Origin of the sequence: Bradyrhizobium sp. SZCCHNR1093 (genome assembly GCF_032381175.1) — a bacterium.
Lineage (GTDB): Bacteria > Pseudomonadota > Alphaproteobacteria > Rhizobiales > Xanthobacteraceae > Bradyrhizobium.
This window is the reverse complement of record NZ_JAUHJJ010000001.1, coordinates 297,835-322,526: the sequence shown is the minus strand read 5'-3', so window position 1 is coordinate 322,526 and position 24,692 is coordinate 297,835. Positions and strand designations below refer to the sequence as shown.

The window sequence follows — 24,692 nt, the reverse complement described above, 5'->3', positions numbered from 1 at the left end:
TATTTCAGTCAATTGCTATGAGCGATATTTTTCGTCCTTTGGCCGGCGCGTTTAACCGGCCTTCTTTGGGCTCGCTTGAACCGCAAGCACCATGCCAGCTTAAATCGAAATCGCGCCGACGAGCCCCACCTCAATCCACATGATCCGCTGCTTTGATTTCCATCGCGGCGAGTATTTGCAAGATGCGCTGATAACGATCCCAATTGGCAGGGGATTTATCTGGCACGGTTCCGTCGTTGTAGAGGTAAAGTTTAGTGCTACCATCTTCAAATTCGCGGACCGTCAACCCCATGCGTTCCGCGCGGGTGTTGGTAAGGCCTTTGATCCGAATCCTGCTTGGTTGAGATTCGTATTCGACCCATTGATCTGACATGATGCCTATCGGCTTATAGTAGCGATTGAGCGGCAAGAACTCGTCCGGCGCCAGCTTAGCGAGTGCATAAGGAAGGAAGGTTTGTCGGAACGTTGATCTATGTCTCATGTTGCATTCCTCTTTGCCAGCTTGACTGCCGATATCTTCCGCGCTTTCGCCTTGCTGCTACCAATTGATGGCATCTTGTTTATAGACGGCGCGGCGTGCTCGACGTTCACATGCGCGTAGCGCAGCACCATGGACAGACTCGACCAACCGCCGAGATGCATGAGCATGTTGAGATCGCGGTTTTCCTGATAGTGCCAGGTCGCCCAGGTGTGGCGGCAATCATGCGGGTGAAAGTCCGAAATCTTGGCGCGGTCGCACGCCGCCTTGAAACCTTTCTTGATGCGATCGCCGGCCGAAACGTCGCGATCGTCGTCGGGATCGAGAGGCCGATAGGGCTCGCCGAGCAGTTGGATTTTCTCGCGGCCGTTGCTGCCCTCTGGCACGATCCAGCGGCCGGGTTTGCGAAACACGCAACCGTGGCGGTGAGACAGATTGGCGAGAATGGCGACGAGATCCGGGTGCAGCGGCACGCCGCGATCGCGGCCGTTCTTTGTGTCGAGGAACTGCACTTGGCCGCGCTGCAAATCGACGTTACGCCAATCCAGCCAAAGCGCCTCACCAATGCGGGCGCCGGTGTAGAACAGGAAGGCGACGAGCGGCTTTAGGTGATCGGCGCATGCCTCGATGAGCGAGTGCGCCTCGCCGTGCGTAATCCAGCGTACGCGGCCCTTTGGCAGTTTGGGGCGCTTGAATTTGACGGGGGAACAAAGGCCGTGCTCGGCCGCCTTGTTCATGACAGCGGCGAGCGGCGTGTAAAGCTGGCGATTAAGTGTTGACGGAGCGAGGCCGGGGTAAATCTTCCTGGCGGCATCGTCGGCGCTCGCCTGATCTATCTTTGCAAGCGGTGTGGCGCCGTAATGGTCGATGAGCGGTTGAAGAAAGCGCCGCTCGCCGCCGTTCTCTAAGTAGGCTGCGACTCCGGCGAGGAACGTTCCCCCCGCTTTGATGCCATAGACACTACCTTGCAGGATTTCCCATTCCCGCTTCGCTTTGATTTCCTCGGCTGCTTTCCGGTCATCAGTGCCCGTACTCTCGCGAACTCGGACGCCTCGGAGCGTCCCGCGTAGATACCAGACTGGCGAGTCTGTTCGCCTTTCGAGTTTGAGGGGCATGCCATTGCCTCGTAAAGTTGTGCAATGTCTTGATCTGTAAACAGTTTTGCGCGTCCAATCACGCGGTAAAATGGCTTATCGGCTATAAACTCCGCGAAAACCCGCTTTGTCACGCGGAAGATCCCGGCGGCCTCGTCCATGGTGTAGAGCTTGACTGGCATGGATTCTGTGTTTTTGCCCAGTGATGATTGCTAGCGAGCCGCGGCACCGCGCAGCGTTGTGTCAGGTGACTTCCTCAAACGGGCATCGCCGGCGCAGTGCTGGCAGTCGCCCGGCGTGTTGGCTTGCAATGCCGTCTTGCGGCCGTAACCGCCGAGTCGTGGCTCGGCGGTTGGGCAATGGTGGTGACCGATGCAGTTAAGCGGCGACGGTTGAAAGCCGCGTCGCTGTCTCGCGGGCGTCGGCGACGTGGCGTTCGATCTGCTCGCGGGTCCAACCCGCTAAGGTGAGATCGTCGGCAGTGACGCCGCCGGTGCGCGTATTGATGACGCGCAAATCGTCGGCCATCTGTTCGACTGCGGCCGTGCCCTTGAGCGCCGGGCGCGGCATCGTGATCGCGGGCGCGACACCGGTCGTGATTAGGCGATTGTGTTGAGACAAGAGGCTGCTCCTTTGCTGGGTTGAAAAACGCCGTCAGGGCGTGGCAACATCCTCCGTGCAGAGGATGAAACGTGATGATTCAAAGGATATTGGCGGCCGTGCTTGCGTGCGTGCCGCTGTGTGCGGTTGCAACGGAGCAACTCATCGGCAATTGGCGTGTGAGCGTCGAAGTCGATCGATTCGGAAAAACCGTTGCCGGATTTCCGCCGCCAACTGATGTCTTTGTCACCACGGAGCAGGGCGGCCATACGCTGGCTGTCCGCTGCATCCATAACAAGCTGACAATCGCGCTCGTTGATGCCGTGCCGGATCGCTACAGCAGAGGGGAAGAAGTGCGTTATTTCTTTCGCGCGGATAGCGGCGACATCGTGCGCGGGTTCGCGAACGCGATCGAGGGCAACACAATCGAAATGGTCGCCAAAGACGGCATGGTTGTCGATATGACCAAAGCGAAAGAGGCCGCGTTCCGCATCATCCGTGGCAACGTTGAATTTGACCGCGTCTTCGCACTCAAGGGAGCGAAGAAGGCTTTTGCGGCTTTGGATGGTGGGTGTGTTCTCGAATGACATCGCAGGTAACTGACTGACGCTCGCAAACGTCTGCGCCGCGCAGCGGATTATGCACACAATGTATAATTTGCCAACGGTAAAAATACACGATGTGTATATTGACAGAAGCGATGATTGCCGCAATCCGAATCGGTCTGGACAAATTATACGATCGGCGAGTTCGCGTCAGAGATCGTCAACTTGGACCCGGCGAACGCGTCCAAGGACGCTAAAATAGCTGTGGTCGGGGTAAATCGTTTCGTGCTCGGGGTTGTATGAATACGGTTCAAGCCGCGTCGGATTTGCTCGGAAGCGCTTGAATGTGGTCTCGTGATCGGCAAGGAAAATAAAAAACTTCCGATCAATAGGCTCGCGCTCGGCGCGGTTGACTATAACGATAGAGCCGTCCGGCGCGATCTTGTTCATGGAGTCGCCCTTGACCCGAAGAGCAAAGAAATCGCCTGGGCCAAGGCCTGAAACGCCGATGCGCTCTACGTCGTCTCGTAAGGCTGCGTCGACGGATTGAGCCTGTAAGAGCTTGCCTGCCGACACCCACGAGAGCAACGGGACGCCGATTTGCCGGCCGTAAAGGAACTCGGCCTCCGTCTCTCCGGCAAGCTGGGCAAGCTTCTTCAAGCTTTCGCCCTTCGGTTTTACGATTCCCTTTTCCCAACGCGAAACACTTGCCTGAGTCGCCCCAATCAGGTGGGCGAGCGCTTCGCCCGTCAGCTCTTTTCGGGCGCGCAACGCACGGATTTTTTGAGCAAGGGAAGTATCTGACATCCCTCGATAATACGCTTTCCGTATAGGCGCATCTAACCGGGAAGTGCATAGGGTCCCTTGTCGATTATACGGTAACTGTATATTCGCGATCGGCATCGGCAGTTCGGTTGATTCGTATCGCTGCGGTTTGAGGGTGATGGCGTCTCGGCAAGCGTAGAGCGGCGACCACCTTAGACTGAGCTCGGTTCCAAGTCGAATGGGTTTTGGCACCTCGGAGCGGCGAACCCGCCGTTTCGGGGAACGGGGGAACTATGTCTCGCATCCAACCCGTCATCCACGACGGGCAAGACCACGCAATGCCGTGCGATCGCGCGGCACGCGGCGGATCGCGGCTTTTCTGCAGCAGGTCTCGCCGTGGCGTCGGCTGATCTTGGACTCGTTTTTGTGGCCGTCGGCGCGACGCTTGTCGTCGTGATCGGGGGATTGTGGGCGTGCGATGTGCTGGCGCGCCGGCGGCCTTGGGCGGACGCGTCCGACTATGTTGAGCTACCGCGCAACTACATGCTGCGGGCATCAAAGCCAGCAGTGCTTCCTTGCAACTGTGCGGCGCGCTCGGCCGCATGTGTTTGTGTTGTTGACGGCGTGCGCAATCCGCGCGGGGCCGGGCGTGCCCGCGCGGCGCGGAATCGCATGCCGCGCGGCTGCCCGTCCTGCTGCCATGAGCGCGATTGCTCAACCCTCGATGTCTGCCGCGCCGCTATGCGGCTCTATCCATCATCATCAAAGGGGCAGGGCCAATCCCTATGCGAGAGGCGAAAAAAGTCAAACTACGGCACGCTTACCTCGGGCCGCAATCGCGAGCGCAGATCGCCCGCGCGAATGCGGTCAGCGAAAGCACATTGCAGCGGCTTTGGGCCAAGGGCAAAGCCGCCGGGATTCTGCCGGACGTTCGTCCGCATTTTGCGGAGCAAACCACGTTGCCGGTGCCGCTGGCAGGGTTTGTTGGCGACGATCTCGACAATGAGCTTGACGACGAGTCTCTGACCTCGCTCGTCAAAGCGCAGAGCGCGCGCCTCCTCAACGCTCTGCACACGCACCACGCTGATGCCAGTCAATCGACGGCACATTGCGTGCCGGCGGCGTGGCTGCGCTTCGATCGCAAGGGCGCGCCGACGCCGACCCATGCAATGCTTATGGCCATGTGCCTCGCCCATGACGCGAAAGATAGTGTCGAGGCGCTAGCATGATGTGGCCGGCTGACGACTACCTGCGCGCGCTCGACGACGCGCTCGCCGCTGCTCGCGCCCAGGACGGCGCGGCGTTCATGCGTGCCCAGGTTAGGGCGCGTGAGGCTTCGCGCGAAATGCGCGAGGCGCACGATCAAGAGACACTTCGAAGGAACGCGGAATGAGTGGACTGAACAGGGCGATCATCCTCGGCAATGTCGGCGGTGATCCTGACATCAGGCGAACGCAGGACGGCAAGCCGATCGCGAGCTTTTCGATCGCCACGTCGGAGCAGTGGCGCGACAAGGATACGGGCGAGCGCAAAGAGCGCACGCAATGGCACCGCATCGTGTGTTTCAGCGAGGGCCTTTGCAAGGTCATCGAGCAATACGTCAAAAAGGGCTCGCGCGTTCTCGTCGAGGGGCAGATCGAAACCCGCAAGTGGACGGCGCAGGACGGCACCGATCGATACACGACGGAAATCGTTCTGCGCGGCTTCAATGCGTCGCTGTCGCTCGAAGGCGGCGGCCAACGCAACGGGCCGCCGGCGAACGACGACGCCGATCGAGCGGGCGCGCGATTGGTCCCGCCGCGCAATTCCGGCTCAATCAGCAGTGGCCGCTCGTCCGACATGGACGATGACATTCCGTTCTAAGGGCCGCGGCGATGCGTTTCCGCAACCGAGGCGCCGGCCTCGACAACAAGCTCAAGCGGTTCGACTCCGAAATGGATGCTCTCGCCGCGCTGCTCGACGGCCGCCGTCGTGAGGAACCAACCAAGCGCGAGTTGCGCGAGCAGATCGCCCAGGCGGTGCGCAACACCGCAGCGCTGCCAATCAACGGGGGCAACTGATGCAATCCTTTCTCGACAACAAGGTGACGCTGTACGGCGGCGATAACCGCGAGGTGTTGCGCGGCCTTGCCGACAACTCGATCGATAGCATCGTGACCGATCCGCCCTATGCGCTGGTCTCGATCGTCGAGCGGTTCGGCAGGGAAGGCGCGGCGCCGGCAAAGGGCGAAATGTATTCCGGCGCGTTCGCCGGCTTCATGGGCAAGCAATGGGACACGGGCGAGGTTGCCTTTGATCCTGAATTCTGGCGCGAGTGCCTGCGCGTGTTGAAGCCCGGCGGCCATATGATCGCGTTCTCGGGCACGCGCACATATCACCGCCTGGCGGTCGCGATCGAGGACGCCGGTTTCGAGGTGCGCGATCAACTCGCGTGGCTGTACGGCTCGGGCTTTCCAAAGTCGATCGACGCCGCGTTCGCGATCGAGAAAACGCTTTGCCGGCGCGAGGGCGAGGGCGAGGACGCGCGGTGGGTTTACAAGAGCGATGGCGCCGAGCTCGTGCGCGGCGAATGGCGGCACCCGGCGGCGGCTGAATGGGAGGGGTGGCAGACCGCGCTCAAGCCGGCTTGGGAGCCGATTTGCCTCGCGCGCAAGACGATCGGCAAATCGACCATCGTCGCCAATCTGCTCAAGTGGTGCGCCGGCGCGCTCAACATTGACGGGTGTCGCGTGCCGACTAGCGAGACGATCACAGCGACGCGCAATGTTGCCTTGGGCTCGTCGAGCAGCGGTATTTATGGCGCGGCCAATGCGCCCGGTGTCTACGAGCAGAAGGAAGGCGGGCGCTACCCGGCCAACATCGTGCATGATGGATCGCCCGAGATCCTCGCCATGTTTCCGCAGAGCAAGAGCTCTGGCGGGCAGGACACCAACGGCAACGCCGAGGCGCTGCGCATGGGCCGCACGTCGGGGCAGGGCGCCAACTCCGGCGGCCTGGGCGATGTCGGCTCGGCCGGCCGGTTCTTCTACAGCGGCAAGGCCGACGCGCACGATCGCATCGGCTCGAAGCATCCGACGGTAAAGCCCGTTGATCTCATGCAATGGTGCGTGCGCCTCGTGACGCCGAAGGGCGGCGTCACGCTCGATCCGTTCGCCGGCACGGGTACAACCGGCGAGGCCGCATTCCGCGAGGGATGTCGCGCCGTGCTGATCGAGCGCGAGCCTGAGTATCAGCAAGATATTGCGCGCCGCATGGCGCTGGCGCTCGCCGGCCCTGATGAGCGCAAACGTGAGTCCATCAAGGCAAAGGAAGGCGAGAAGCCTTTCGAGGCCGGTTCGCTGTTTGCAGGGCTGTGATGATCGCCCGAGCGCTGCCTGTCGTGATTGCCATCGGCCTCGTCACCGGCGGCGTCGCCGCTCTCGCTGTGATGATCCCGCACATCAAGCTCGCGATCGTCGCTTTCAATCATGCCTTTGGGGGAGGTTACTAACTATGAGGACTATCTATCTCGCCGGCCCTATGCGCGGCTTGCCTAACTTCAACAAGCCCGCGTTCATGGAGGCCGCCGAGGCGCTGCGCGCCAAGGGGTACCGGGTTTTCAACCCCGTCGAGGAGACGATCAGAATTTATGGCGAGGGCGTCTATGAGAACAACCCGGCCGGCAACGAAGGCTTGACGGCGATCGATCCGCGCAAGGTGTTTTTCAACGATGTGGCGTTCATCTGCCTGTACGCCGATGCGGTTGTGTATCTGCCCGGCTCGCAGCACTCAAAGGGCGCCTTTGCTGAAAAGGCGATCGCCGCTGCGCTCGGCATTCCCGTGCTCGCCATGTCCGACATCGACGTGATCTAGGCGGTGCATCGCATGAGCAACCGGGGGCAAGCCTTCGTCGTCGAGGTTAAGCCGTCGCGCAAGCCGCGCGCGGACTACCAATCAAAGCCGGGCGACGCGCGTCGCTCGGGTCGCGCCGGCGGCGATGCCGGCTCGGCGCCGGTGCGGCTGCAATTCCACGATCGCGCCCAGGCGCTCGAGGTGCGGCTCGGCGTCGTCGTTGTCGGCGCCGTGACGCATGACGCGGCGAACGGCTGGTTTTGGGCCGTCTATCTTCCGGGCATGCCGAACATGCCGAAACCCGCGCGCGATGTCGAGGCCGCGCGTGGCGCGATCTCGCACAAGGTTCGCGAGTGGTGCGAGGCTGCGAACCTGATCTCGGCGCGGGGGCGTTGATGCGGTTCGCCATGAGCGAAAACCCCGCACCCCGCGCGGAAGGGGCACCCCAAGAAAAGCCGGTGACATGGGCCGAAATGCTCGGCGCCCTGGCGGCTGAATCCGAGCGCGCGGATATCTCGCGGGCGCGGCTGGTTGCCGATCTCGCCGGCGAGCAGTTGACGCCGATAGAGCGCGCGACGCTGCGCTCGGCGATCGCGAGCCAAGCGCGGCGCGTCGAGGTGTTTAGCGCGGTATGGCGGGCGATCTGGGCACTTCGCAGCGACGACAAGCTCTTGCGGCGGCTGCGCGAGATCAGTGCCGCAGAGCGTGGCGGCGATCTCGATGCCGATCAAACCCGGTACGACTAATCATGATTTCAGATGATGCACTCGACGCGCTGAAAGCGCGCAACCCCGTGCCCGCTGTGGCCGGGCAATGGGTGAAGCTTCGCAAGGGTAGCAGCAAATACAAGCGCCACGGCTTCACCGGGCCGTGTCCGATCTGCTCGCGAAGCCTGCAATCGGCCTCGGCCGGCCGCTTCGAATGTAACGACGATGAGTGGATTTGCGCGGTTTGCCATGACAAGGGCGACGTTATCAAGCTCGTGCAGAAGCGCGAGGGGATTGGCTTTCGCGATGCGATCGAGCGCCTCGGCGGCGCCCGTGAGGAGAAGCCGACGCCGGCGCTCGCGCACCGCGCCGGCCTGCGGGCGCACGGCGCCGGCGAGCCGCTCGGCGACGTGCCGCCGCCCTACGGCGCCGATCCTGATTTGCGTCATGCATGGGTGAAGGGCTGGACAACCGGCGCCGAGCGCGATCGCGTCGCGGCGCAGATGCGCGAGCGCGAGCTCGGCTATCTGCGCGCGTTCTGGAAAGCCGGCGAGCGCTGGCCGGGAACGCCCGTTGAGGATTATCTCGCCTGCCGTGGCGTGGTGTTGCCGGCAAATGCGCGGCTCAAATATCACCCGGCGATGCCGTTGTTTGCCGATGGCAGGACGCGCGAGCCGCTGCTCGTGCATCGCGGCCCGGCGATGCTCGCGGCGTTTCGCGCCGGCGACGACAAGGGCACGTTTCGCGGCCTGCATATCACTTGGATTGATACGGCTGCGGAGAAATGCAAGGCGATCGTACGGCACCCGCACACGGGCGAGGTGCTGCCGTCCAAGAAAATGCGCGGCTCGAAATCGGGTTGTTACCTCGATCTCGGCGGGGCGCCGGATCCTCGCCGCATCATTGCCGGCGAGGGCATCGAGACGGTTGCGGCCGTCTATACGGCTTACATGCGTTGCGGCCTCGACATGTCGGCGACGGCGCTGCGCGCTGCCGGCGATCTCGGCAACCTCGCCGGCCGATCGCTGCAGCCGATCGCGCACCCGTACGCGAAAACCGAGAACGGCCGCGCCCAGCGCGTGCCCGGTCCCGAGCCTGATCTCGCATCGCCGGCGATGCCGGTGCCTGATTCCGTCGTCGAGCTCGTGCTCCTCGGCGACGGCGACTCCGATCCGTTCCTCACACGCAACGCGCTTGAGCGCGCTTCATACCGCCACGCGCGGCCCGGCCGGCTGATCCGCCGCCGCTTCGCGCCTGATGGGCTCGACTTCAACGACGTAATGCAAGGCAAAGACTGATGATGGACCACGACGACGACGTGCCGCCCCATGAGCGCATTGTGCGCCTGATCGAGGGCGACGACGACACCGACATTTCAGGCTTTGCCGCCTACGCCCCGCACCCCGCCGGTGGGGGCTTCCCCGAGGGGCAGGGTGAGGATGATGTCGAGCCGGCGGACAATGAGCGGCCCGCCGACGCCGCCGAGATCAGCCGCGACGTGTTGATCGCCTGCGCGGCCGAACCGCAAAACGACACGGGCAACGGGCAACGGCTGATCCACCATTTCGGCGCCGATCTCCTGCACGTGCGCAATGTAGGTTGGCACGCCTGGGCGGGCACGCATTGGGAGCGCGAAGGCGGCAACGAGCTCGCGACGCGGCTCGCGCACAAGACGGCGGCGCGGATCGTGCTTGAGGCCGATGTGATGTCGGCGACGCCGAATGAGCAAGCGGCGATCGATGCGGCAAACCAGGCGCGCGACCAACTCGCCGCGATCGAGCGCGAAAAGGGCGCCGACGCGCGCAAAGATCAGCGTTGGCAGATGTTGACGCGGCTCGTCGAGCGTGGCGCCGAGGCGCGCGGGGCGCTGCAGGCGCGCCAGATCGCGCGGCGCAAATACTCGGTTTCGAGCGGTAACGCCGGCAAGATTCGCGGGATGCTCGATCAGGCTTTGCCCTATCGCACCGTCACGGTTGACGAGCTCGACGCCGACGGGCTTGCGTTCAACGTGCTCAACGGCACGATTCGCTTTGTCTGCACCGAGGAGCCTGATCCCGACGCGCACGATCATGAGCACAAGACGGTGAAGCGCTGGCGCGTCGAGCTTACGCCGCACGAGCGCACCGATCACATTACCAAGGTTGCGCCCGTCGAGTATGTCGAGGGCGCGCGGTGCCCGCACTTCCTGGCGGCGGTCAATCGGTTTTTGCCGATCGAGCCGGTTCGCAACTTCGTGCAGCGTTACCACGGCTATGCCTTGACCGGCCTCACCGGCGAGCAATGCTTTGTGTTCTCCTATGGCACGGGCGCGAACTGGAAATCGACATTCGTCGAGATCGTCGCGCGCATCATGGGGCCATACTGCGCAACGATCGCGTTTGAATCGCTGTCGGGCGATCAGCAGCGATCAGGATCGCAGGCGACGCCTGATCTCGCCCGCCTGCCCGGTGCTCGCCTTGTGCGTGCCTCGGAGCCCGAGCGCGGCGTGCAGTTCAAGGAGGCGCTGATCAAGTCGCTCACGGGCGGCGAGCCGATGTTAGTTCGATCGCTCAACAAAGAGTTTTTCGAGTTTCGGCCGGCCTTTAAGATGGTACTATCAGGTAATCACAAGCCTGAGGTGAGCGGCGTCGATCATGGCATTTGGCGGCGTATCAAGTTCGTGCCGTGGCCGGTGACGATCGCAGATCACGAGCGGCGGCCGATGGATGAGGTGATGGGCGAGATTTGGCCCGAGCGATCCGGCATCTTGAATTGGCTGCTCGCCGGCGCGCTCGACTATCTCAACAGCGGCTTGCGTACGCCGGCCGAGGTGAATGACGCGACGGCGGAATATCGCGATGAGCAGGACCCTATCGGGATGTTTTGCGGGATGTGCATCGACAGTGTGCCCGCAAAGCCTGACGGCGAGCCGGCGTCGTTTGTTTCCGCGCGTGAGATGTACGACGCCTTTGCGGCCTGGGCGAGCGCCAACGCGGTTCGGCCCTGGAAGGAAAAGGCGTTCGGCGTGGTGATGGGGCAGAAGGGTTTCACCAAGAAACGCAATGAGGCCGGGCAGCGCTATTTGCACGTGCGGCTCAAGAATGTGCCCGCCGCGCAACGCCGGAACAACGGCGATCCGCCGCCGCACCCCGGCGATGACGACGTTGCTCCGATCTAAGCATGTAGGGATGTAGGGTCGCTGTAGGGTCGGCGGCAACCCTACATCCACGAAAAGCGAAGTGTTCTCAACGGGCTGGGCGGCGCGCTGTAGGGATGTAGGGTTTCGGGCAAATTTCCATCTCCAATCCTCTTTGGGGTGCGGGGCGAGGCCAAAAACCTTTTCTCATGTATGCGTCTAGTCTCAACCCTACATCCCTACATCCCTCGTTAGTAAGCATCTGAAATCAAACAACAAAGCAGCATGTAGTGTTGATCGGCAACCCTACATGCACCCTACATCCCTACATCCATCTTCAAATGAGGGCATTGGAACAATGAAACGCAAGCTCGGTATCGAAAAGCTGTTGCAATGGGCTGTTCGGGATGAGTTGCCGAAGGGGCGCGCCGTCGCCGCCGATGTCGGCTGCGCGATCGGCCGGCGCGAGGTGCGGCCGTTCGCGATCGCGCGCAGCATGGGCCGCGCGCGCGATAATGATTTCGATTCGATGGGCTACGTTCCAGGTGAGCCGCACGCCGACGCGCAGATCGTTGCCGACGCGATCGGCCGGCTTGCGACATCCGTCACGCTCGATAGCGCCGACGGCGCGCGCGCCCTGTTCGGCGACTTCGCGCCGATCGCCGAACACGTGATCCCGTCGCTGATGCTCGCGGTTTGGAATCCGCAAGCGATCGTGCTCGCTGGCGCGATGGGCAAGCGGCCGTCGTGGCAGTTCAAGTGCCCGACGCCTTACCAGATGTTCGCGCCGACGGCCGGCCGGCCGCGCCCGATCGTGCACGGACTCAACGCCGGCGGCGAGCTTGTCGAGCTCCGTCGCAACGAAGGCCGCGCGCGCAAGCGTGACGGCGAATACACGCTCGCGATGTCGCCGCGTTCGCCGCTCGATTGGCACGATCCGGCGCCGCTGCATATCGGCGAGTGCCGCGCCGAGTGGGTGACGTGGTGCAATGCGCTCGACGATCTCACGCGCGCGCTCGCCGGCAAGCTGGCAACGATCGAGGTGCAGCCGCGCACTGTTCGCTCGATGCCGTGGTGCGACGGATCCTCGGCGCCGCGCGTGCTCGCTGGCCGCAAGCTCACCCTGGCGGATGTCGAGCTCGCCGTCGCGCCCAGGCGCAACGCCGTCGCCGGCAAGCCGGTGGAGTCGCCGATCGAGGCCGCAACCGTCCAAAGCTACGCGCGGGCGAGCCGGGAAAAAATGCGCAAATCCGCTGCAAGCTAAGGGGTTTTCGCGCAATCCGTGACCGGGTGCATTGACCGGAAGGAAAGTGTCAGCCTATACCCGGATCGTTGATGTATGTTGGCACTACAAAGAAAACACCTCAACCGAGTAGCGGCAATGAAGTAGCACCTTCACAGCCCTGATTATGGACTGCCGCGCGTGATTTGAGATTGTAGCGCGCGGAGATCGGTGGAATACCGCGCCAAACGGGCGCACCGCATAGCAACCCTAGCCTTTACGGGCCTGTTGCATCCTACTGATGACGCAACGCCACGCATTGCCATTAGTTCGCCTATATGGCCGGCAAGCGCCGGATGATGGCGGGCCTTACGCATAGCGGGGCAAATCGATCGCCTGACGGCCGAGCAATCGCACGCTCGTTAAACACGGCGAGTAAGCCCGGCGCTTTGATCGGGACGCCTCGCACCGAGGGCGGCAAATCGGTGCACCAATTCAAACATCGTCGCCGCGCGACACCGCGCCACGCATACAAGCAAACACCGCGAGCATGATCGCGTGTGCGACGATTTACGTTCGGGGTGATGTCATGGGTTGCCGCTGCAACGAACGCAAGCAAGCGATCAGCAGCGGCGTTTCCGCCGTCGCGCGTGGTGACGTTAAAGGCGCTGCTAGTTCGGCCGCCTTTGTGTCGCGCACGTTGGTCGAGGATGCGCGCTCGGGCGCACTGCGCGCGGCGGCGGCTGCCAAGCTTGCGAGCTTGAAACAGAACATCAGAAGGCGTTAGCCCATGGTTGATGCGATCGTGTTTTGCGCGTCGCTGCCCGTCGCGCTGCCGCTGCTGATCTATTGCCTGCACGGCTTGATGAGGTGATGCGATGGCGTTCTCAAGCCTTGAGATCGACGCGCACGAGGTGCAGGGCCTCGCCGAAACGTTCAAGCGAGCCGAGCGCGAGGCGCCGCTCGCGATCGTGCGGGCGATCAAGCGCACGGGAGACATGTCCAAGGTGCGCGTTGTGCGCGCCCTCACCAAGCAAACCGGGCTTAAGCGCGATGTGATCGTGCGCGCCGTCAAGGCCAAGCCGGCGGGGATGAGCTACAGCCTGCATTCGCGCGGCGGCAACGTGCACTTGAAGTATTTCAAGGCGAGGCCAACCAAGAAAGGCGTATCGGCCGCGCCCTGGAACAAGCGCCGCATCTTCGCGGGAACGTTCATAGCGCACGCGAGCGGCGGCGGCTCGATGTTTGGCGGGCAGGTATTCAAGCGCACGGGCGCGAGCCGCCTGCCGATCGAGGCGCAACGCTCGGGCTTGCATATCCCGAAAGAAATGATCAGCGGCGCAACGGCGGCTGAGTTTCTGGCGGCGGTGCGCACCATCCTGCCCGTGCGTCTGCAGCACGAGCTAGCGCGCATCCTTGGCGGCGCCGGATAGCGCGAGCGCCTCGACGCGCGCCTGTTGCCTCGGCCCGGCGCCCGGCCGGGGGATGGTGGGGGCATAGGCCGGCGGGTCCTTCCCCGGCCCCTCCCCCCTACGGCACAAGCGCGCCCCGAAAAGTCGCTAGCCGCACATTTCCAATTTTGGGTTGACACGGTTGACAGGTTGACACGATGAGCGACGAGCCTCGCATCGATCTCGACGCCGGCTTGTGGCTGTCGGTGTCGGAAATCGCGCGCCAGCGCGGCAAATCACGGCAGGCGATCGCGAAGCGAGTCGCCGAGCTCGTCGAGGCCGGCAAGCTGGAAACGCGCCCAGGGCCGAACGGCACCAAGCTCGTGCACCTCGCGCAGTTCGATCGCGCCGTCGGCGAGACCGGCGACGCCTTCAAGGAAGCCGCCGCCGAGACGCGCGCCGAAATCGACGCAACCACGCCGGCGAGCTCGCCGGCGCTGCGCGATCATCAGGCGCGCAACGCGCAGTATTCGGCCGATCTGCGCTTTCTTGAGCTCGAAGAACGCTTAGGGCGCCTCGTGCCCGTCGCCGAGGTGAAAGAGGCCGGCCAGAAGGCCGCCGAGGCGATTGTGCGGACCGTCGATCGCCTGCCGACATACGCCGAGGCGATCGCAACCGCTACGGCAAAGGACGGCACGCAAGGCGCGCGCGCCAGTTTGAAGGACATCGCCCGCGAGCTCCGCGCGGCGATCGCCGACGCGATGGGCGCGATCCGGGCCGAGGCCGAGCCGTCAACGATCGAGCCGGGCAATGAGGGCGAGCCCGGCTAAAAGGCCGGTGCTCACATGCTGAAATTCAAAAACTCGGGTGTCGCGCTGTTTGCGGACGAGATCGAGACGCTCGCCCGGCCGCCGCGCAAGGTGCTGCCGGCCGAATGGGCGGCCGAAAACCTGATCGTTCCCGATGGGCCGCGCGCTAACGAGAAATGGTCGGCGACGCTTACGCCGTACGTCGTCGAGCCGCTCAACAATTCCGGCCCGGACTCGCCGGTGAACAAGTGGGCGATCCGCAAGAGCGCTCAAACCGGCTTCACGGTAATGGCGATCGCGATCGTCGGCTCGACGATCGACACCGATCCGAGCGGCGGAATCCTGCTCGTGCAGCCGACTGACGGCGCGCTCGCGGATTTCATCGCCGATAAGCTCAATCCGGCGATCGAGAGCACGCCGGCGCTCAAAGCCAAGGTGAAGCCGCAGGTTTCGCGCTCGGGCGAGGGCTCGACGACGTACCTCAAGCGCTATCCTGGCGGCTCGATGGCGCTCGCGATCGCCAACTCGACGGCCGATCTCCGCTCAAAGACGAAACGCAAGATCGTCAAGGATGAGGCTAGCGAATACCCGGCCGATCTCGACGGGCAGGGCTCGCCGCACACGATGATCGAGGCGCGTTACGAGTCGTTTCTGGCAACCGGCGACTGGAAAGAGGTCAATATCTCGACGCCGACGGTCAAGGGCGCTTGCTACATCGACGAGCAGTTTAACGCCGGCGATCAACGGCTCTGGCACGTGCCGTGCCCGCAATGTGACGGGAAATTCCCGTTCCGATTCGGGCCGCAGTTCAAATTCAAGGAGTCGTTTCCGTATCAGGCGCACTACATCGCGCCGTGCTGCGGCCGGCCGATCGAGGCGCACGAGAAAAACGCGCTCGTGCGCAAGGGCGAGTGGATCGCGACGGCGCCGGGGCCTGGAAAGTTTCCGAGCTACCACATCGACGCGATGTCGTCGCCGTTCGTGCCGTGGGACAAGATCGCAGAGCGTTGGATCGGCGCCCAGGGCGATCCGGCCAAGCTGAAAGCGTTCTACAACCTCACGCTCGGCGAGGCGTACGAGATCAAGGGCGACGCGCCCGATCATGTTCGCCTGATGGAGCGGCGCGAGGACTACCCGAAAGGGCGCATCCCGCCGCGCGGCCTGATGCTCACGGCCGCCGCCGACGTGCAGATGAACGGCATCTATGTTGAGGTTGTCGCCTGGGCGCCGAACCGCGAGTCATGGGTGATCTATGTTGACATGCTCGAAGGCGACACGACCGACGCCAACGCGGGCGCGTTTCTCAAGCTCGCCGAGCTCTATGATCGCGAGTGGCCGGATGCGTTCGGCGGGCGCCGCAAGGTCGATGGTTTCGCCGTCGACTCCGGCTTCCGCTCGCATGTCGTCTATCATTGGTGCACGTCGCGCCATAACGCTTACGCGGTAGACGGCCGCGACGGCTGGCATTTGCCGGCGATCGGCACGCCGAGCGTGAAGGATATCGATCTCGACGGCCGCAAGCTCGGGCACGTCAAGTTGTGGCCGGTTGGCACGTGGCCGCTCAAAGGTCACTGGTATGAGGACTTGCGCCGCGAGGGCAAGGCCGCCGGCCGCGAGACTGATCCGCCTGGTTACTGCCATTTCGGCAAGTGGCTTGATGAGGTGTATTTCAAGCAAGTGACGGCCGAATATCTCGCCGAGATCAAGTCGCGCGGACGTCTCACCAAGGGATGGCGCCCGCGCGGCGCCCAGGACAATCATTTGCTCGATTGCCGTGTCTACAACATGGCGGTTGCCGATCACCTCGGCCTTTCGACCATGACGGAAGACGAATGGAAGATCCTCGCGCGCGAGCGGGCGCCGACGATCAAGCAAGGTGACTTGTTCGCGCCTCGCCCGCTTGCCGTTCAAATTGCAGCCAGTCCCGCGTCTGCAGTGCCCGCGCTGATCGACGAGCTCGCCGAGGGCGAGATCGCCAATCTTCCGGGTGATCCGCCGCCGGCTGCGCCCTCGACGCCGCCCGCAAATGCCAGCGCCGAGGCGCCGGCGGCGCGATCGCAAGCCGAGCCGTCGGGCTCGGGATGGATCGGCCGCAACACGGGCGGCTGGTTGCGCCGCTAAGGGCGGTTTTGTTTCGTACGATACAACAGAAGGAAGGCGGCCATGACCAAGCCGGTTGTTTACATCGTCGGCGCCGACAAGGGCGGCGTCGGCAAGACCACGACGACGCGCACGCTGATCGACTATCTCGATCGGCACGGCATCGGAAACCGTGCGTTCGACACGCAAACCGACATCCCAGGCGGCACGCTCAAGCGGTTCTATCCGGATCGTACCGAGCTCGTCGATCTGCTCGACTCCGACGGGCAGATGCGCGTTTTCGATACGCTCAACGCGCAGATTGCGACGGTGATCGACATCCGCGCGAGCTTGCTGTCGCCGACGCTGCAAATCCTGTCGGACATCGGCTTTCTGGACTCGTCCAAGCTCGACATCCGCTTGCTGCACGTGCTCGGCAACAGTCAGGCGTCGATCGAGGAGGTTGCGCCGGTGGCGAGCAAGCTGGCCGGCATGCGGCACATTCTCGTCGGCAACCGCATCAATGCGACGAAGTTCGCGTTTCCGGCCGACGCGCTGGACATTCCGATGCTCGTTCCGGCGATGGCAGAGGCTGTGGACAAGTCGAATCAGCCGTTTTCGTTGTTCGCCAAGAGCAATCCGTCGGCGGTGATGCGCGGCACGGTGGGCACGTGGCTCGATCGCGTGTTCGCGCAGTATGCGCGGGTGCAGTTGCCCTAACTACCAAGAATCCGCGCGGTCCCGACGCGGCGCCGGCGCCGCCGTTGCGAAGCATCGGGCAATTCCTTTCATTGTGAGGTGTGGCGATGGCTTACACGCAAGACGACATCGACGCGCTCAAGGCCGCGCTCGCAACGGGCGCCCGGCGCGTCAAGTTCGGCTCGGGGCCTGATAGTCGCGATGTCGAATATCAAAGCCGGGCGGAAATGCTCGCGCAACTCAGCGACATGACTCGCGAGGTGACGGGCACCGCGCCGGCGCCGTTCGTTTCGTTCGTTCGGCATTGCCGCGACTGAGGGTGATCAAATGAACATGCTCGATCGCGTCGTCGACTATTTCTCACCGGAGTCCGGTTTGCGCCGCACCGCCGCGCGGATCAGCCTCAATCAAGTGCGGTCCTATGACGGCGCCAAGGGCGGCCGTCGCGCCGGCGATTGGCGCGCAACCAACGCCTCGGCGAACGTCGAGACAAAGGCGGCGCTGCCGCGCCTGCGCGCACGCTCGCGCGATCTCGTGCGCAATACGTGGTGGGGGCAGCGCATCGAGCAGGTGACGGTTTCGCATACCGTCGGCACGGGCATCATTCCCAAGCCGAGCACTGGCGACAAGGCGCTCGACAAGCGCGTTAAACGCGCCTGGAAAAAATGGGCGAAACAGTGCGACCGCGAGGGGCAACTCAATTTCGAGGGACTGCAGGCGCTCGCGGTTCGCTGCATCATGGAGTCCGGCGAGGTGCTCGGCCGCATGGTGCCGCTCTCGGCCGCCGAGGCGACGCGCGGCGTCGTGCCGCTCGAATTGCAGTTGCTTGAGCCGGATCACCTCGACCAATCGCGCGATCGCATCATGATGGTGGAGCGCAAGCCGCTGTCGGCGATCAACGCCGAGGGCGTCGTCGTCGATCAGGGCATCGAATACACGCTCGCCGGCAAGCGCAAGGCATATTGGATTTATCCCGTGCACCCTGGCGCGCGCGGGCTTGTCATGCCCTCGGCCTCGGTGCGGGTGCCGGCGGCCGATATGCTGCACGCTTACCGCAAGGATCGGATCGGACAGGGCCGGGGCGTGCCGTGGCTGGCGCCGGTGATGCTCACCGGGCGCGATTTTGCCGACTTGCAAGAGGCGATTGTCGTCAAGGCGCGCATCGAATCGTGCCTCGCGGCTTTCATCAAGACCAACTCGACGGCGCGCACGCTAGCCCAGGCGCAACAGGAATCGAATGGCGGCTCGGCCTCGCGGCGCATCGAGAGTTTCGCGCCGGGCATGGTCGCCTATTTGGAGCCCGGCGAGGAGCTCCAAACCGTTGCGCCGTCGGGCTCGATGCAATTCGAGGGCGTGCTCAAGAGCACGTTGCAGGCGATCGCCGCCGGCGCCGGCATCACTTACGATCAGCTCACCGGCGATCTGTCGCGGGCGAATTTCTCCTCGCTCAAGGCTGGCAAGATCGAGTTTCGCCGCGTCATTGAGCAGTTCCAGCATTTGACGCTGGTCCCGATGTTCCTTGAACCGCTTTGGGAGCGATGGTGTGAGCTCGCGGTGCTCAACGGCATCTTGCCCGAGCGCGAGGAAGGTTATCCGGTTGAATGGATCATGCCGGCATGGGAGCCGATTGATCCGATGAAGGAATTGCAAGCCGACATCCTCGCCGTGCGATCCGGCCGGATGACGTGGCCGCAATTCGTGCTCGCCTGGGGCTTCGATCCCGACACGCAACTCGACGAGATCGAGTCGTGGTTCGGCGAGCTCGATAAACGAAAGATCATTCTCGACACCGATCCGCGCGTCGCCCTCGCATCGACAAAGGGCGGAGCCGGCGCCGAGTCACAAACCGAGGTAAATACGAATGTCGCAAAGGACGGTGGCGGTAAGCCCGCCAAAAAGTGACGAGCCGGGCGCGCTGCCGATGCAAACGCGCTCGCTTCCGGTCAACAGCGTTGACGCCGACAAGCGCACCGTCGAGGTGACGTTCACCACGGGCGCCGCGGTGCGTCGTCGCGCCTGGGGCTACAACGGCTCGACGCTGTTCGACGAGGTGCTTGAGGTGTCGCGCTCGGCCGTGAACCTTGAACGCCTCAACGCCGGCGCGCCGGCGCTCGATAGCCATTCGACCTATGGCACGCGCTCGCAACTCGGTGTTGTCGAACGTGCCTGGATCGAGGGCAAGGAGGGCCGGGCGCTCATTCGATTCCCGACGAAGGGAGTCGACGACGCCGCCGATCGCATGTTCGCGATGGTGCAAGAGGGCATCATTCGAAACGTGTCTGTCGGTTACTCGCTCGACGAGGTTCGCGTCGAGGAGCCGCAGAAAAAGGGCGATGTCGAAAAGCGCATCGCTACCCGATGGACTCCTTTCGAGGTGTCTTTCGTCACCGTTCCCGCCGATGCCGGCGCGCAAGTGCGTGGCACCGAGGAAACCTTTCCTGTCACCATCCAACGGGCGATGCCCGCCAACAAGGAAACTTCCGCAATGGATGAGATCGAGACCAACACCAACGAGACCCGCACCGCGCCGGCCGTGACCGTGCCGCCTGCGCCGGCCGCCGATGCGAGCCGCGCCGCTCCGAACGCCGACGCCGTGCGCGCCGCCGTCGAGGGCGAGCGCGTTCGCGTCTCCGAGATTACCGCGCTCGGCCTGCGCCACGGCATGCCCGCCGATTTCGTCGCTAAGCACGTCAACGCGGGCTCGGCCGTCGCCGACGTGCGCGCCGCCGTGCTCGACGCGATCGCCGCGCGCGCCAACGAGACGCAGATCAGCGCGCGCGGCATCGACGCGCAGATCACCCGCGACGAAGGCGACACCATCCGCGCCGCCGTCGAGGCCGCCATTCTGCACCGTGCGAGCCCGTCGGCCGTCAAGCTCGACGACGCCGCGCGCCAGTGGCGCGGCATGTCGCTCATGGAAATGGGCCGCGCTTTCCACGAGCAGACCACGGGCGAGCGGCTGCGAGGCCTGGGCAAGATGGAGCTCGCAACCCGCCTGCTCGGCCTCGATACCGGCTTGCGCTCGGGCGGCATGCTGGCAACGTCGGATTTCCCGGCGATCCTGGCGAACGTCGTCTCGAAGCGGCTGCGCTCGGCCTATGAGGTCGCGCCGCAGAACTGGAAGAAGCTTTCGCGCCAGAACAACGCGCCCGATTTCAAGGCGCGCGCGATCGTGCAGCTTTCCAACATGCCGCACCTCAAGCCGGTGAGCGAAGGCGGCGAATATCAGCGCGCCGCGCTCGCCGACTCGAAGGAGTCGTATGCGCTGGCCACGTTCGGCCGCGTCGTCACGATCACCCGTCAGGCGCTGATCAACGACGATCTCGGCGCGTTCGATCGCCTGCCGATGCTGCTCGGCCGTGCGGCGGCCGAAACCGAGGCATCGCTGTTCTGGGCGATCATCACGAGCAATCCGCAGATGGGCGACGGCAAGGCGCTGTTCCACGCGGCGCATGGCAACCTCGGCACCGCCGGCGCGATCAACCTCACCACGCTCAACGAGGCGCGGGCGTCGATGCGCAAGCAGAAGGGACTCGCGCCCAAGGCTTCCGAGCCGGCCGATCCGCTCAACCTGACGCCGCGCTATATCGCGGTGTCGCCCGACAAGGAAACCGAGGTGCAGCAGTTCTTGCACACGGTCATGTACCCGCAGAATCCGGATCAGGTGAACGTGTTCGCCGGCTCGCTTGAGCCCGTCGTCGAGGCGCGTTTGCAGGGCAATGCGTGGTATCTGTTCGCCGATCCCGCGACGATCGACACCATCGAATACGCCTATCTCGAAGGCGAGGAGGGGCTCTACACGGAGTCTCGCCTGGGCTTCGAGGTGGACGGCATCGAGATCAAGGGCCGGCTCGACTTCGCAGCGAAGGCGATCGACCATCGCGGCATGTTCATGAACGGCGGCAACTAACAGCCGACGTTTCCGCGTTCGTATGACGGCCGGCGCCTTTCGCGTCGGCCGTTTTCGTTTCAACTTCTGCAAGCGAAAGAGTCAGCAGATGAAAAATTATCTCTCCAAGGGCGACACGCTCGACGTCACTCTCACCGGCGCCGTGACCGGCGGCGTTGCGGCGCTGGTTGGCGCGGAGTGTTTCGGTGTGCCGACGATCGACGGCATCGCCGGCGACGTGGTTGCGTTCGTGCGCGAGGGCGTGTTCTCGGATCAGCCGACGGATACCGGCGCGGCCTGGACGTTCGGTGATGCGCTCTATTGGGACAACACGAATCACGTGTTCACCAAGACTGCAACCAACAATCTGCGCGCCGGCTTCGCGGGCGCCGCCAAGGCGTCGGGCGACGCGACGGCAACCGTCGTCATCGATCGCCGCGTCGGCTAACCGAGGGGGCTCAAGTCATGGCATCACCGTTTGAGCGTGCTGTCGCCGCTGCGGCGGTGATGCATGACAAAATCCAGGGCGAACTATTCACGTTCGCCCCGATGAAATACGACACCGATCGCAACGCGCCGCTGATCCCCGATCTCTCGCGCGATGTCGTCGCGCACGTGCTTTGCCCATTCACCGAAACGGCTGCGCGCGCCGGCGCCGGGCCGTTCGCGCAAGTTGGCGTGCAGCCTGAGCGCGCCGCGCATTCAACGGCGCGGCCGACGGTTTCGCTCGATCTCTCGCGCCTGCCGTGGCGCCCGCGCGTTGGCGACATGGTGACGCAAGAGGGCACGGGGCGGCGCTTCAAAATCTTCGAGGTGCTGCCCTCGACGCCGGGCTTTGTCCGCATTTCATTGAACGGGTTGTGACATGCTCGCGCGAACCTTTTTCCGTCTCTGCGCGCTCGAAGCGTTGCGGCCCTCGCCGCTGCTCGCCGCCGGCGGCCCGTGGCCGACATTGGCCGGCCCGTATGTGTCCGACTCGCGGATCGATCCTTTCGACGACAACCTCACGAGCGACGAGCGCCGCGCGCTGATCGCCGTCTATACCGAGGGCACGCGGCTCGGCAAGATCGCGCAAGCCGGCCCGCTGTTGCACAAGGCCGATGTCGATCTCGTGTTCGAGATTTCCATCGTCGGCAATGCGGCGGCGGACGGCTCGACGCCAGATCCTCAATTCTATGTCACCGACGGGCAAACCGAGGCGATGCTCGACTCGCTCGAAGCGCAGATTTATGAGGTGCTGCACTTCGCGCCGAGCGGCGCCTTGTTTCGGCAGATGGGCAAGGGCATGGCCGAGTCCTGGCATTCCGAGCCGCACCGTTCGGGTGAGGAGGATGTGCGGCTCGCCCGGCGCAAGGTGACGGCGCTTTTCCGGCTCAAGGAAACCTATCTCGATCCCGCGCCGGCGACGGCGCCGGCCGATCTCGCCCGCCTGCCGGCGACGCTGCAGCCGATCGCGCAGGCGCTCGACGGCTCGACGTACCTCGCCGATCTCGTGCTTAGCGTCGCGCGCGTTGCCACGGCAATGCCGATGCGCGTCAATCTCAACACGGTGGGGCTCACGGCGTCACCGCAACCCGCCGTGTCCGCGCCGGTGCAGGGCACCGCGAACAATCTGCAAGGGTAAACCATGGCAACCAACATCTTTGTTAAGCCGGTGCTCGTCACGATCGACGGCATCACGCGGCCGGCGCCGGTGCGCGATCCGGTGTCCTTCAAGCGCCTCGATCCGGCCGGCGAGTGGAAACCTCGATCGCAATATTGGAACAGGCGCTTGCTGCAAGGTGACGTGATCGAGGTGTCGCCTGCCCAGGCGCCGAGCTCGCCGCCGCCCGTCGCCGTCAGTTAGCGGCCCGCGCTCTCCCTTTCTCGAAATTCCGAAAACCGCAACCCCGCCGGCGTGTGACACGCCGCGCGCATGAGGAGTCACGTCAACGATGGGTGTCCTTTTCAACAACATCCCCGGCAACCAGTTGGTGCCGTTCTGGTTCGCCGAGATCAATTCCGGCGGCACGCCGTACGCGAACAATCCGCGCGTGCTTCTGATCGGTCAGAAGCTCACCGCCGGCGTCGCCGCCGAAGGCGTCGTCTTTGGCCCGATCCAGAACGAGCGCGAGGCAATCGCGCAGTTCGGCGCCGGCTCGATGCTCGTCGATCAGTACCGCATGGCCCGCCGCGCGGCGCCGTTTCAGCCGATCTGGGCGTTGCCGCTCGCCGATCCCGCCGGCGCCTCGGCGGCGATGTCCTACACGTTCACTGCGCCCGGCGTGACCGGCGCGGCGATCCTGCTCGGCCTCGGCCGGCGCATTCCGTTCCAGATCAACGCGGCCGACACCGCCGCGAATATCGCAACCAATGCCGCCGCCGCGATCAATGCCATGGGCCTGCCGGTGACGGCCGCCGTCGACGGCACCACGCCGGCCAAAGTGAACGTCACCTCGACGCACAAGGGCGCGATTTTCAACGGTCAGGAAATGACCATCGCGAGCGACGAGTCCAACGTGCTCAAGAGCGGCAACGTCACCGTGACGGCGTTCGCCGGCGGCAGTGGCGTTCCCGATCTCGCCGGGCCGCTGGCGAGCCTGGGCGATCAGGAATATGATTTCATCGGCGCGCCGTATTCCGACACGGCCTCGCTCGACGCGATCCGCGATTTCCTCGACGATCAGGCGGGCCGCTGGTCTCCGAGTCAGCAGCTTTACGGCGGCTATTTCGGGATGCAGACCGGCAACCTGTCGGGCCTCGTGACGTTCGGCGATGGCCGCAACGATCAGCACGCCGTCGTGATCGGATCGCAGCGCCTACCGACTCCCGAGTGGGAAGTTTCGGCCTCGGCGGCGGCCATGGCGAGCGTTCACCTCGGCACCGCGCCGGAAGTGTCGCGCCCGCTGCAAACGCTGGTGTTGCCCGGCGTGCAGCCGCCGCGCGATCGCTCGTTGTGGTGGGATATCGCGGATCGTCAGGCGCTCTATGCGGACGGCATCGCGGCCCTGAAGGTGCGCAGCGACGGGCAGGTCGCAATCGATCGCCTGGTGACGACCTACCAGAAGAACGCCTCGGGCGTTCCCGATGGCACGTTCCGCGATGTCGAGACGATGTATCAGTTGATGTTCATTGTTCGCTATCTGCGCTCCGCGGTGTCGAACAAGCACGGCCGGCAAGCCCTGGCGGACGAGAATCCGTTCAACCTGCCGCAGATCGCGACGCCGAAGTCGATCCGCAACACGCTCATTCACGCCTACAACGATCTCGTTGCGCTCGGCGTGTGTGAAAAGGCCGATCTGTTCGCGCAGTATCTCGTCGTCGAGCGCGATCCGAACGACGCGAACCGCGTGAATGCGTATCTGCCGGTCGATGTCGTGAATCAGTTGCGCGTGTTCGCCGCGAACGTCACGGCCTTCCTCGAATATCAGACCGCATCCGGCGCGGCGGCCGTCTAAGCCTCGCCCAGGCGCCCGGCCTTGTGAGGCCG

Annotated in this window: 29 protein-coding genes; 25 read left to right on the top strand and 4 right to left on the bottom strand. The window is 64.0% G+C overall.

The genetic code is table 11. The features are described from left to right. Positions 1–130 precede the first annotated feature (130 nt). From QX070_RS01625 to QX070_RS01615, 3 genes are all read right to left on the bottom strand, one after another. On the bottom strand, positions 131–481 hold the full coding sequence (locus QX070_RS01625; RefSeq protein ID WP_315734218.1) for a hypothetical protein: 351 nt from the start codon (positions 479–481) through the stop codon (positions 131–133). Beyond that, on the bottom strand, positions 478–1,593 hold the full coding sequence (locus tag QX070_RS01620; RefSeq protein ID WP_315734216.1) for a site-specific integrase: 1,116 nt from the start codon (positions 1,591–1,593) through the stop codon (positions 478–480). The genes QX070_RS01625 and QX070_RS01620 overlap by 4 nt, the downstream gene beginning before the upstream one ends. A 357-nt stretch (positions 1,594–1,950) precedes the next feature. Next, the gene (locus QX070_RS01615; RefSeq protein WP_315734214.1) at positions 1,951–2,142 is read right to left on the bottom strand and encodes a hypothetical protein; all 192 of its coding nucleotides are present in this window, start codon (positions 2,140–2,142) and stop codon (positions 1,951–1,953) included. A gap of 125 nt (positions 2,143–2,267) precedes the next feature. On the opposite strand from QX070_RS01615, the gene QX070_RS01610 reads away from it, so the two are divergent. Beyond that, positions 2,268–2,759: a hypothetical protein gene (locus QX070_RS01610; RefSeq protein ID WP_315734212.1), complete on the top strand. Its 492-nt coding sequence runs from the start codon at positions 2,268–2,270 to the stop codon at positions 2,757–2,759. Positions 2,760–2,927: 168 nt separating this feature from the next. On the opposite strand, the gene QX070_RS01605 is transcribed toward QX070_RS01610, so the two are convergent. After that, positions 2,928–3,524, bottom strand: coding sequence for an XRE family transcriptional regulator (locus QX070_RS01605; RefSeq protein ID WP_315701319.1), 597 nt, complete (start codon positions 3,522–3,524; stop codon positions 2,928–2,930). 743 nt (positions 3,525–4,267) lie between these two features. On the opposite strand from QX070_RS01605, the gene QX070_RS01600 reads away from it, so the two are divergent. The 24 genes from QX070_RS01600 to QX070_RS01485 all read left to right on the top strand — a co-directional run bounded on the left by QX070_RS01600 (position 4,268) and on the right by QX070_RS01485 (position 24,660). Further along, positions 4,268–4,711, top strand: a complete 444-nt coding sequence (locus tag QX070_RS01600) for a hypothetical protein (RefSeq protein WP_315701317.1) — start codon at positions 4,268–4,270, stop codon at positions 4,709–4,711. Continuing rightward, a complete protein-coding gene (locus tag QX070_RS01595) occupies positions 4,708–4,875 on the top strand; it encodes a hypothetical protein (RefSeq protein ID WP_315734210.1) in 168 nt (55 codons plus the stop codon). The genes QX070_RS01600 and QX070_RS01595 overlap by 4 nt, the downstream gene beginning before the upstream one ends. Further along, the gene (ssb, locus tag QX070_RS01590; protein WP_315734208.1) at positions 4,872–5,345 is read left to right on the top strand and encodes a single-stranded DNA-binding protein; all 474 of its coding nucleotides are present in this window, start codon (positions 4,872–4,874) and stop codon (positions 5,343–5,345) included. Before QX070_RS01595 ends, ssb begins: the two co-directional genes overlap by 4 nt. A gap of 11 nt (positions 5,346–5,356) precedes the next feature. Next, positions 5,357–5,542, top strand: a complete 186-nt coding sequence (locus tag QX070_RS01585) for a hypothetical protein (RefSeq protein WP_315734206.1) — start codon at positions 5,357–5,359, stop codon at positions 5,540–5,542. Further along, on the top strand, positions 5,542–6,837 hold the full coding sequence (locus tag QX070_RS01580) for a site-specific DNA-methyltransferase (protein ID WP_315734204.1): 1,296 nt from the start codon (positions 5,542–5,544) through the stop codon (positions 6,835–6,837). Before QX070_RS01585 ends, QX070_RS01580 begins: the two co-directional genes overlap by 1 nt. Beyond that, a complete protein-coding gene (locus tag QX070_RS01575) occupies positions 6,837–6,971 on the top strand; it encodes a hypothetical protein (RefSeq protein ID WP_315734202.1) in 135 nt (44 codons plus the stop codon). Before QX070_RS01580 ends, QX070_RS01575 begins: the two co-directional genes overlap by 1 nt. A 2-nt stretch (positions 6,972–6,973) precedes the next feature. Continuing rightward, positions 6,974–7,333: a DUF4406 domain-containing protein gene (locus QX070_RS01570; RefSeq protein WP_315734200.1), complete on the top strand. Its 360-nt coding sequence runs from the start codon at positions 6,974–6,976 to the stop codon at positions 7,331–7,333. A gap of 12 nt (positions 7,334–7,345) precedes the next feature. Continuing rightward, complete coding sequence (locus tag QX070_RS01565; protein WP_315734198.1) at positions 7,346–7,708, top strand: hypothetical protein; 363 nt, start codon at positions 7,346–7,348, stop codon at positions 7,706–7,708. Further along, positions 7,708–8,058: a hypothetical protein gene (locus QX070_RS01560; RefSeq protein ID WP_315734196.1), complete on the top strand. Its 351-nt coding sequence runs from the start codon at positions 7,708–7,710 to the stop codon at positions 8,056–8,058. The genes QX070_RS01565 and QX070_RS01560 overlap by 1 nt, the downstream gene beginning before the upstream one ends. Then, entirely contained in the window at positions 7,944–9,317 is a 1,374-nt protein-coding gene (locus QX070_RS01555) for a CHC2 zinc finger domain-containing protein (protein ID WP_315734194.1), read from the top strand. The genes QX070_RS01560 and QX070_RS01555 overlap by 115 nt, the downstream gene beginning before the upstream one ends. A gap of 2 nt (positions 9,318–9,319) precedes the next feature. Then, positions 9,320–11,176, top strand: coding sequence for a phage/plasmid primase, P4 family (locus tag QX070_RS01550; RefSeq protein ID WP_315734192.1), 1,857 nt, complete (start codon positions 9,320–9,322; stop codon positions 11,174–11,176). A 316-nt stretch (positions 11,177–11,492) separates the two neighbouring features. Continuing rightward, positions 11,493–12,398: a hypothetical protein gene (locus QX070_RS01545; protein ID WP_315734190.1), complete on the top strand. Its 906-nt coding sequence runs from the start codon at positions 11,493–11,495 to the stop codon at positions 12,396–12,398. Between the two features lie 836 nt (positions 12,399–13,234). After that, positions 13,235–13,789: a hypothetical protein gene (locus QX070_RS01540; protein WP_315734188.1), complete on the top strand. Its 555-nt coding sequence runs from the start codon at positions 13,235–13,237 to the stop codon at positions 13,787–13,789. 212 nt (positions 13,790–14,001) lie between these two features. Continuing rightward, positions 14,002–14,577 carry a hypothetical protein gene (locus QX070_RS01535; protein ID WP_315734186.1) on the top strand — a complete coding sequence of 192 codons (576 nt, stop codon included), beginning with the start codon at positions 14,002–14,004 and terminating at the stop codon, positions 14,575–14,577. A 15-nt stretch (positions 14,578–14,592) separates the two neighbouring features. Then, complete coding sequence (locus tag QX070_RS01530) at positions 14,593–16,677, top strand: phage terminase large subunit family protein (RefSeq protein WP_315734184.1); 2,085 nt, start codon at positions 14,593–14,595, stop codon at positions 16,675–16,677. A 42-nt stretch (positions 16,678–16,719) separates the two neighbouring features. Continuing rightward, positions 16,720–17,355 (top strand): hypothetical protein, encoded by a 636-nt coding sequence (locus QX070_RS01525; protein ID WP_315701301.1) that lies wholly within the window; start codon positions 16,720–16,722, stop codon positions 17,353–17,355. A gap of 86 nt (positions 17,356–17,441) precedes the next feature. Further along, complete coding sequence (locus tag QX070_RS01520) at positions 17,442–17,651, top strand: phage head-tail joining protein (RefSeq protein ID WP_315734181.1); 210 nt, start codon at positions 17,442–17,444, stop codon at positions 17,649–17,651. Positions 17,652–17,709: 58 nt separating this feature from the next. Next, complete coding sequence (locus QX070_RS01515; RefSeq protein ID WP_315734179.1) at positions 17,710–19,236, top strand: phage portal protein; 1,527 nt, start codon at positions 17,710–17,712, stop codon at positions 19,234–19,236. Positions 19,237–19,255: 19 nt separating this feature from the next. Further along, on the top strand, positions 19,256–21,244 hold the full coding sequence (locus tag QX070_RS01510; RefSeq protein WP_315734177.1) for a prohead protease/major capsid protein fusion protein: 1,989 nt from the start codon (positions 19,256–19,258) through the stop codon (positions 21,242–21,244). A gap of 88 nt (positions 21,245–21,332) precedes the next feature. Continuing rightward, entirely contained in the window at positions 21,333–21,671 is a 339-nt protein-coding gene (locus QX070_RS01505) for a DUF2190 family protein (RefSeq protein WP_315734175.1), read from the top strand. Between the two features lie 17 nt (positions 21,672–21,688). Next, a complete protein-coding gene (locus tag QX070_RS01500) occupies positions 21,689–22,087 on the top strand; it encodes a hypothetical protein (RefSeq protein ID WP_315734173.1) in 399 nt (132 codons plus the stop codon). A gap of 1 nt (position 22,088) precedes the next feature. Continuing rightward, on the top strand, positions 22,089–22,847 hold the full coding sequence (locus QX070_RS01495) for a hypothetical protein (RefSeq protein WP_315734171.1): 759 nt from the start codon (positions 22,089–22,091) through the stop codon (positions 22,845–22,847). Between the two features lie 3 nt (positions 22,848–22,850). Then, positions 22,851–23,069, top strand: coding sequence for a DUF2635 domain-containing protein (locus QX070_RS01490; RefSeq protein ID WP_315734170.1), 219 nt, complete (start codon positions 22,851–22,853; stop codon positions 23,067–23,069). An 88-nt stretch (positions 23,070–23,157) separates the two neighbouring features. Next, on the top strand, positions 23,158–24,660 hold the full coding sequence (locus QX070_RS01485) for a phage tail sheath subtilisin-like domain-containing protein (RefSeq protein WP_315734169.1): 1,503 nt from the start codon (positions 23,158–23,160) through the stop codon (positions 24,658–24,660). Positions 24,661–24,692 lie beyond the last annotated feature (32 nt).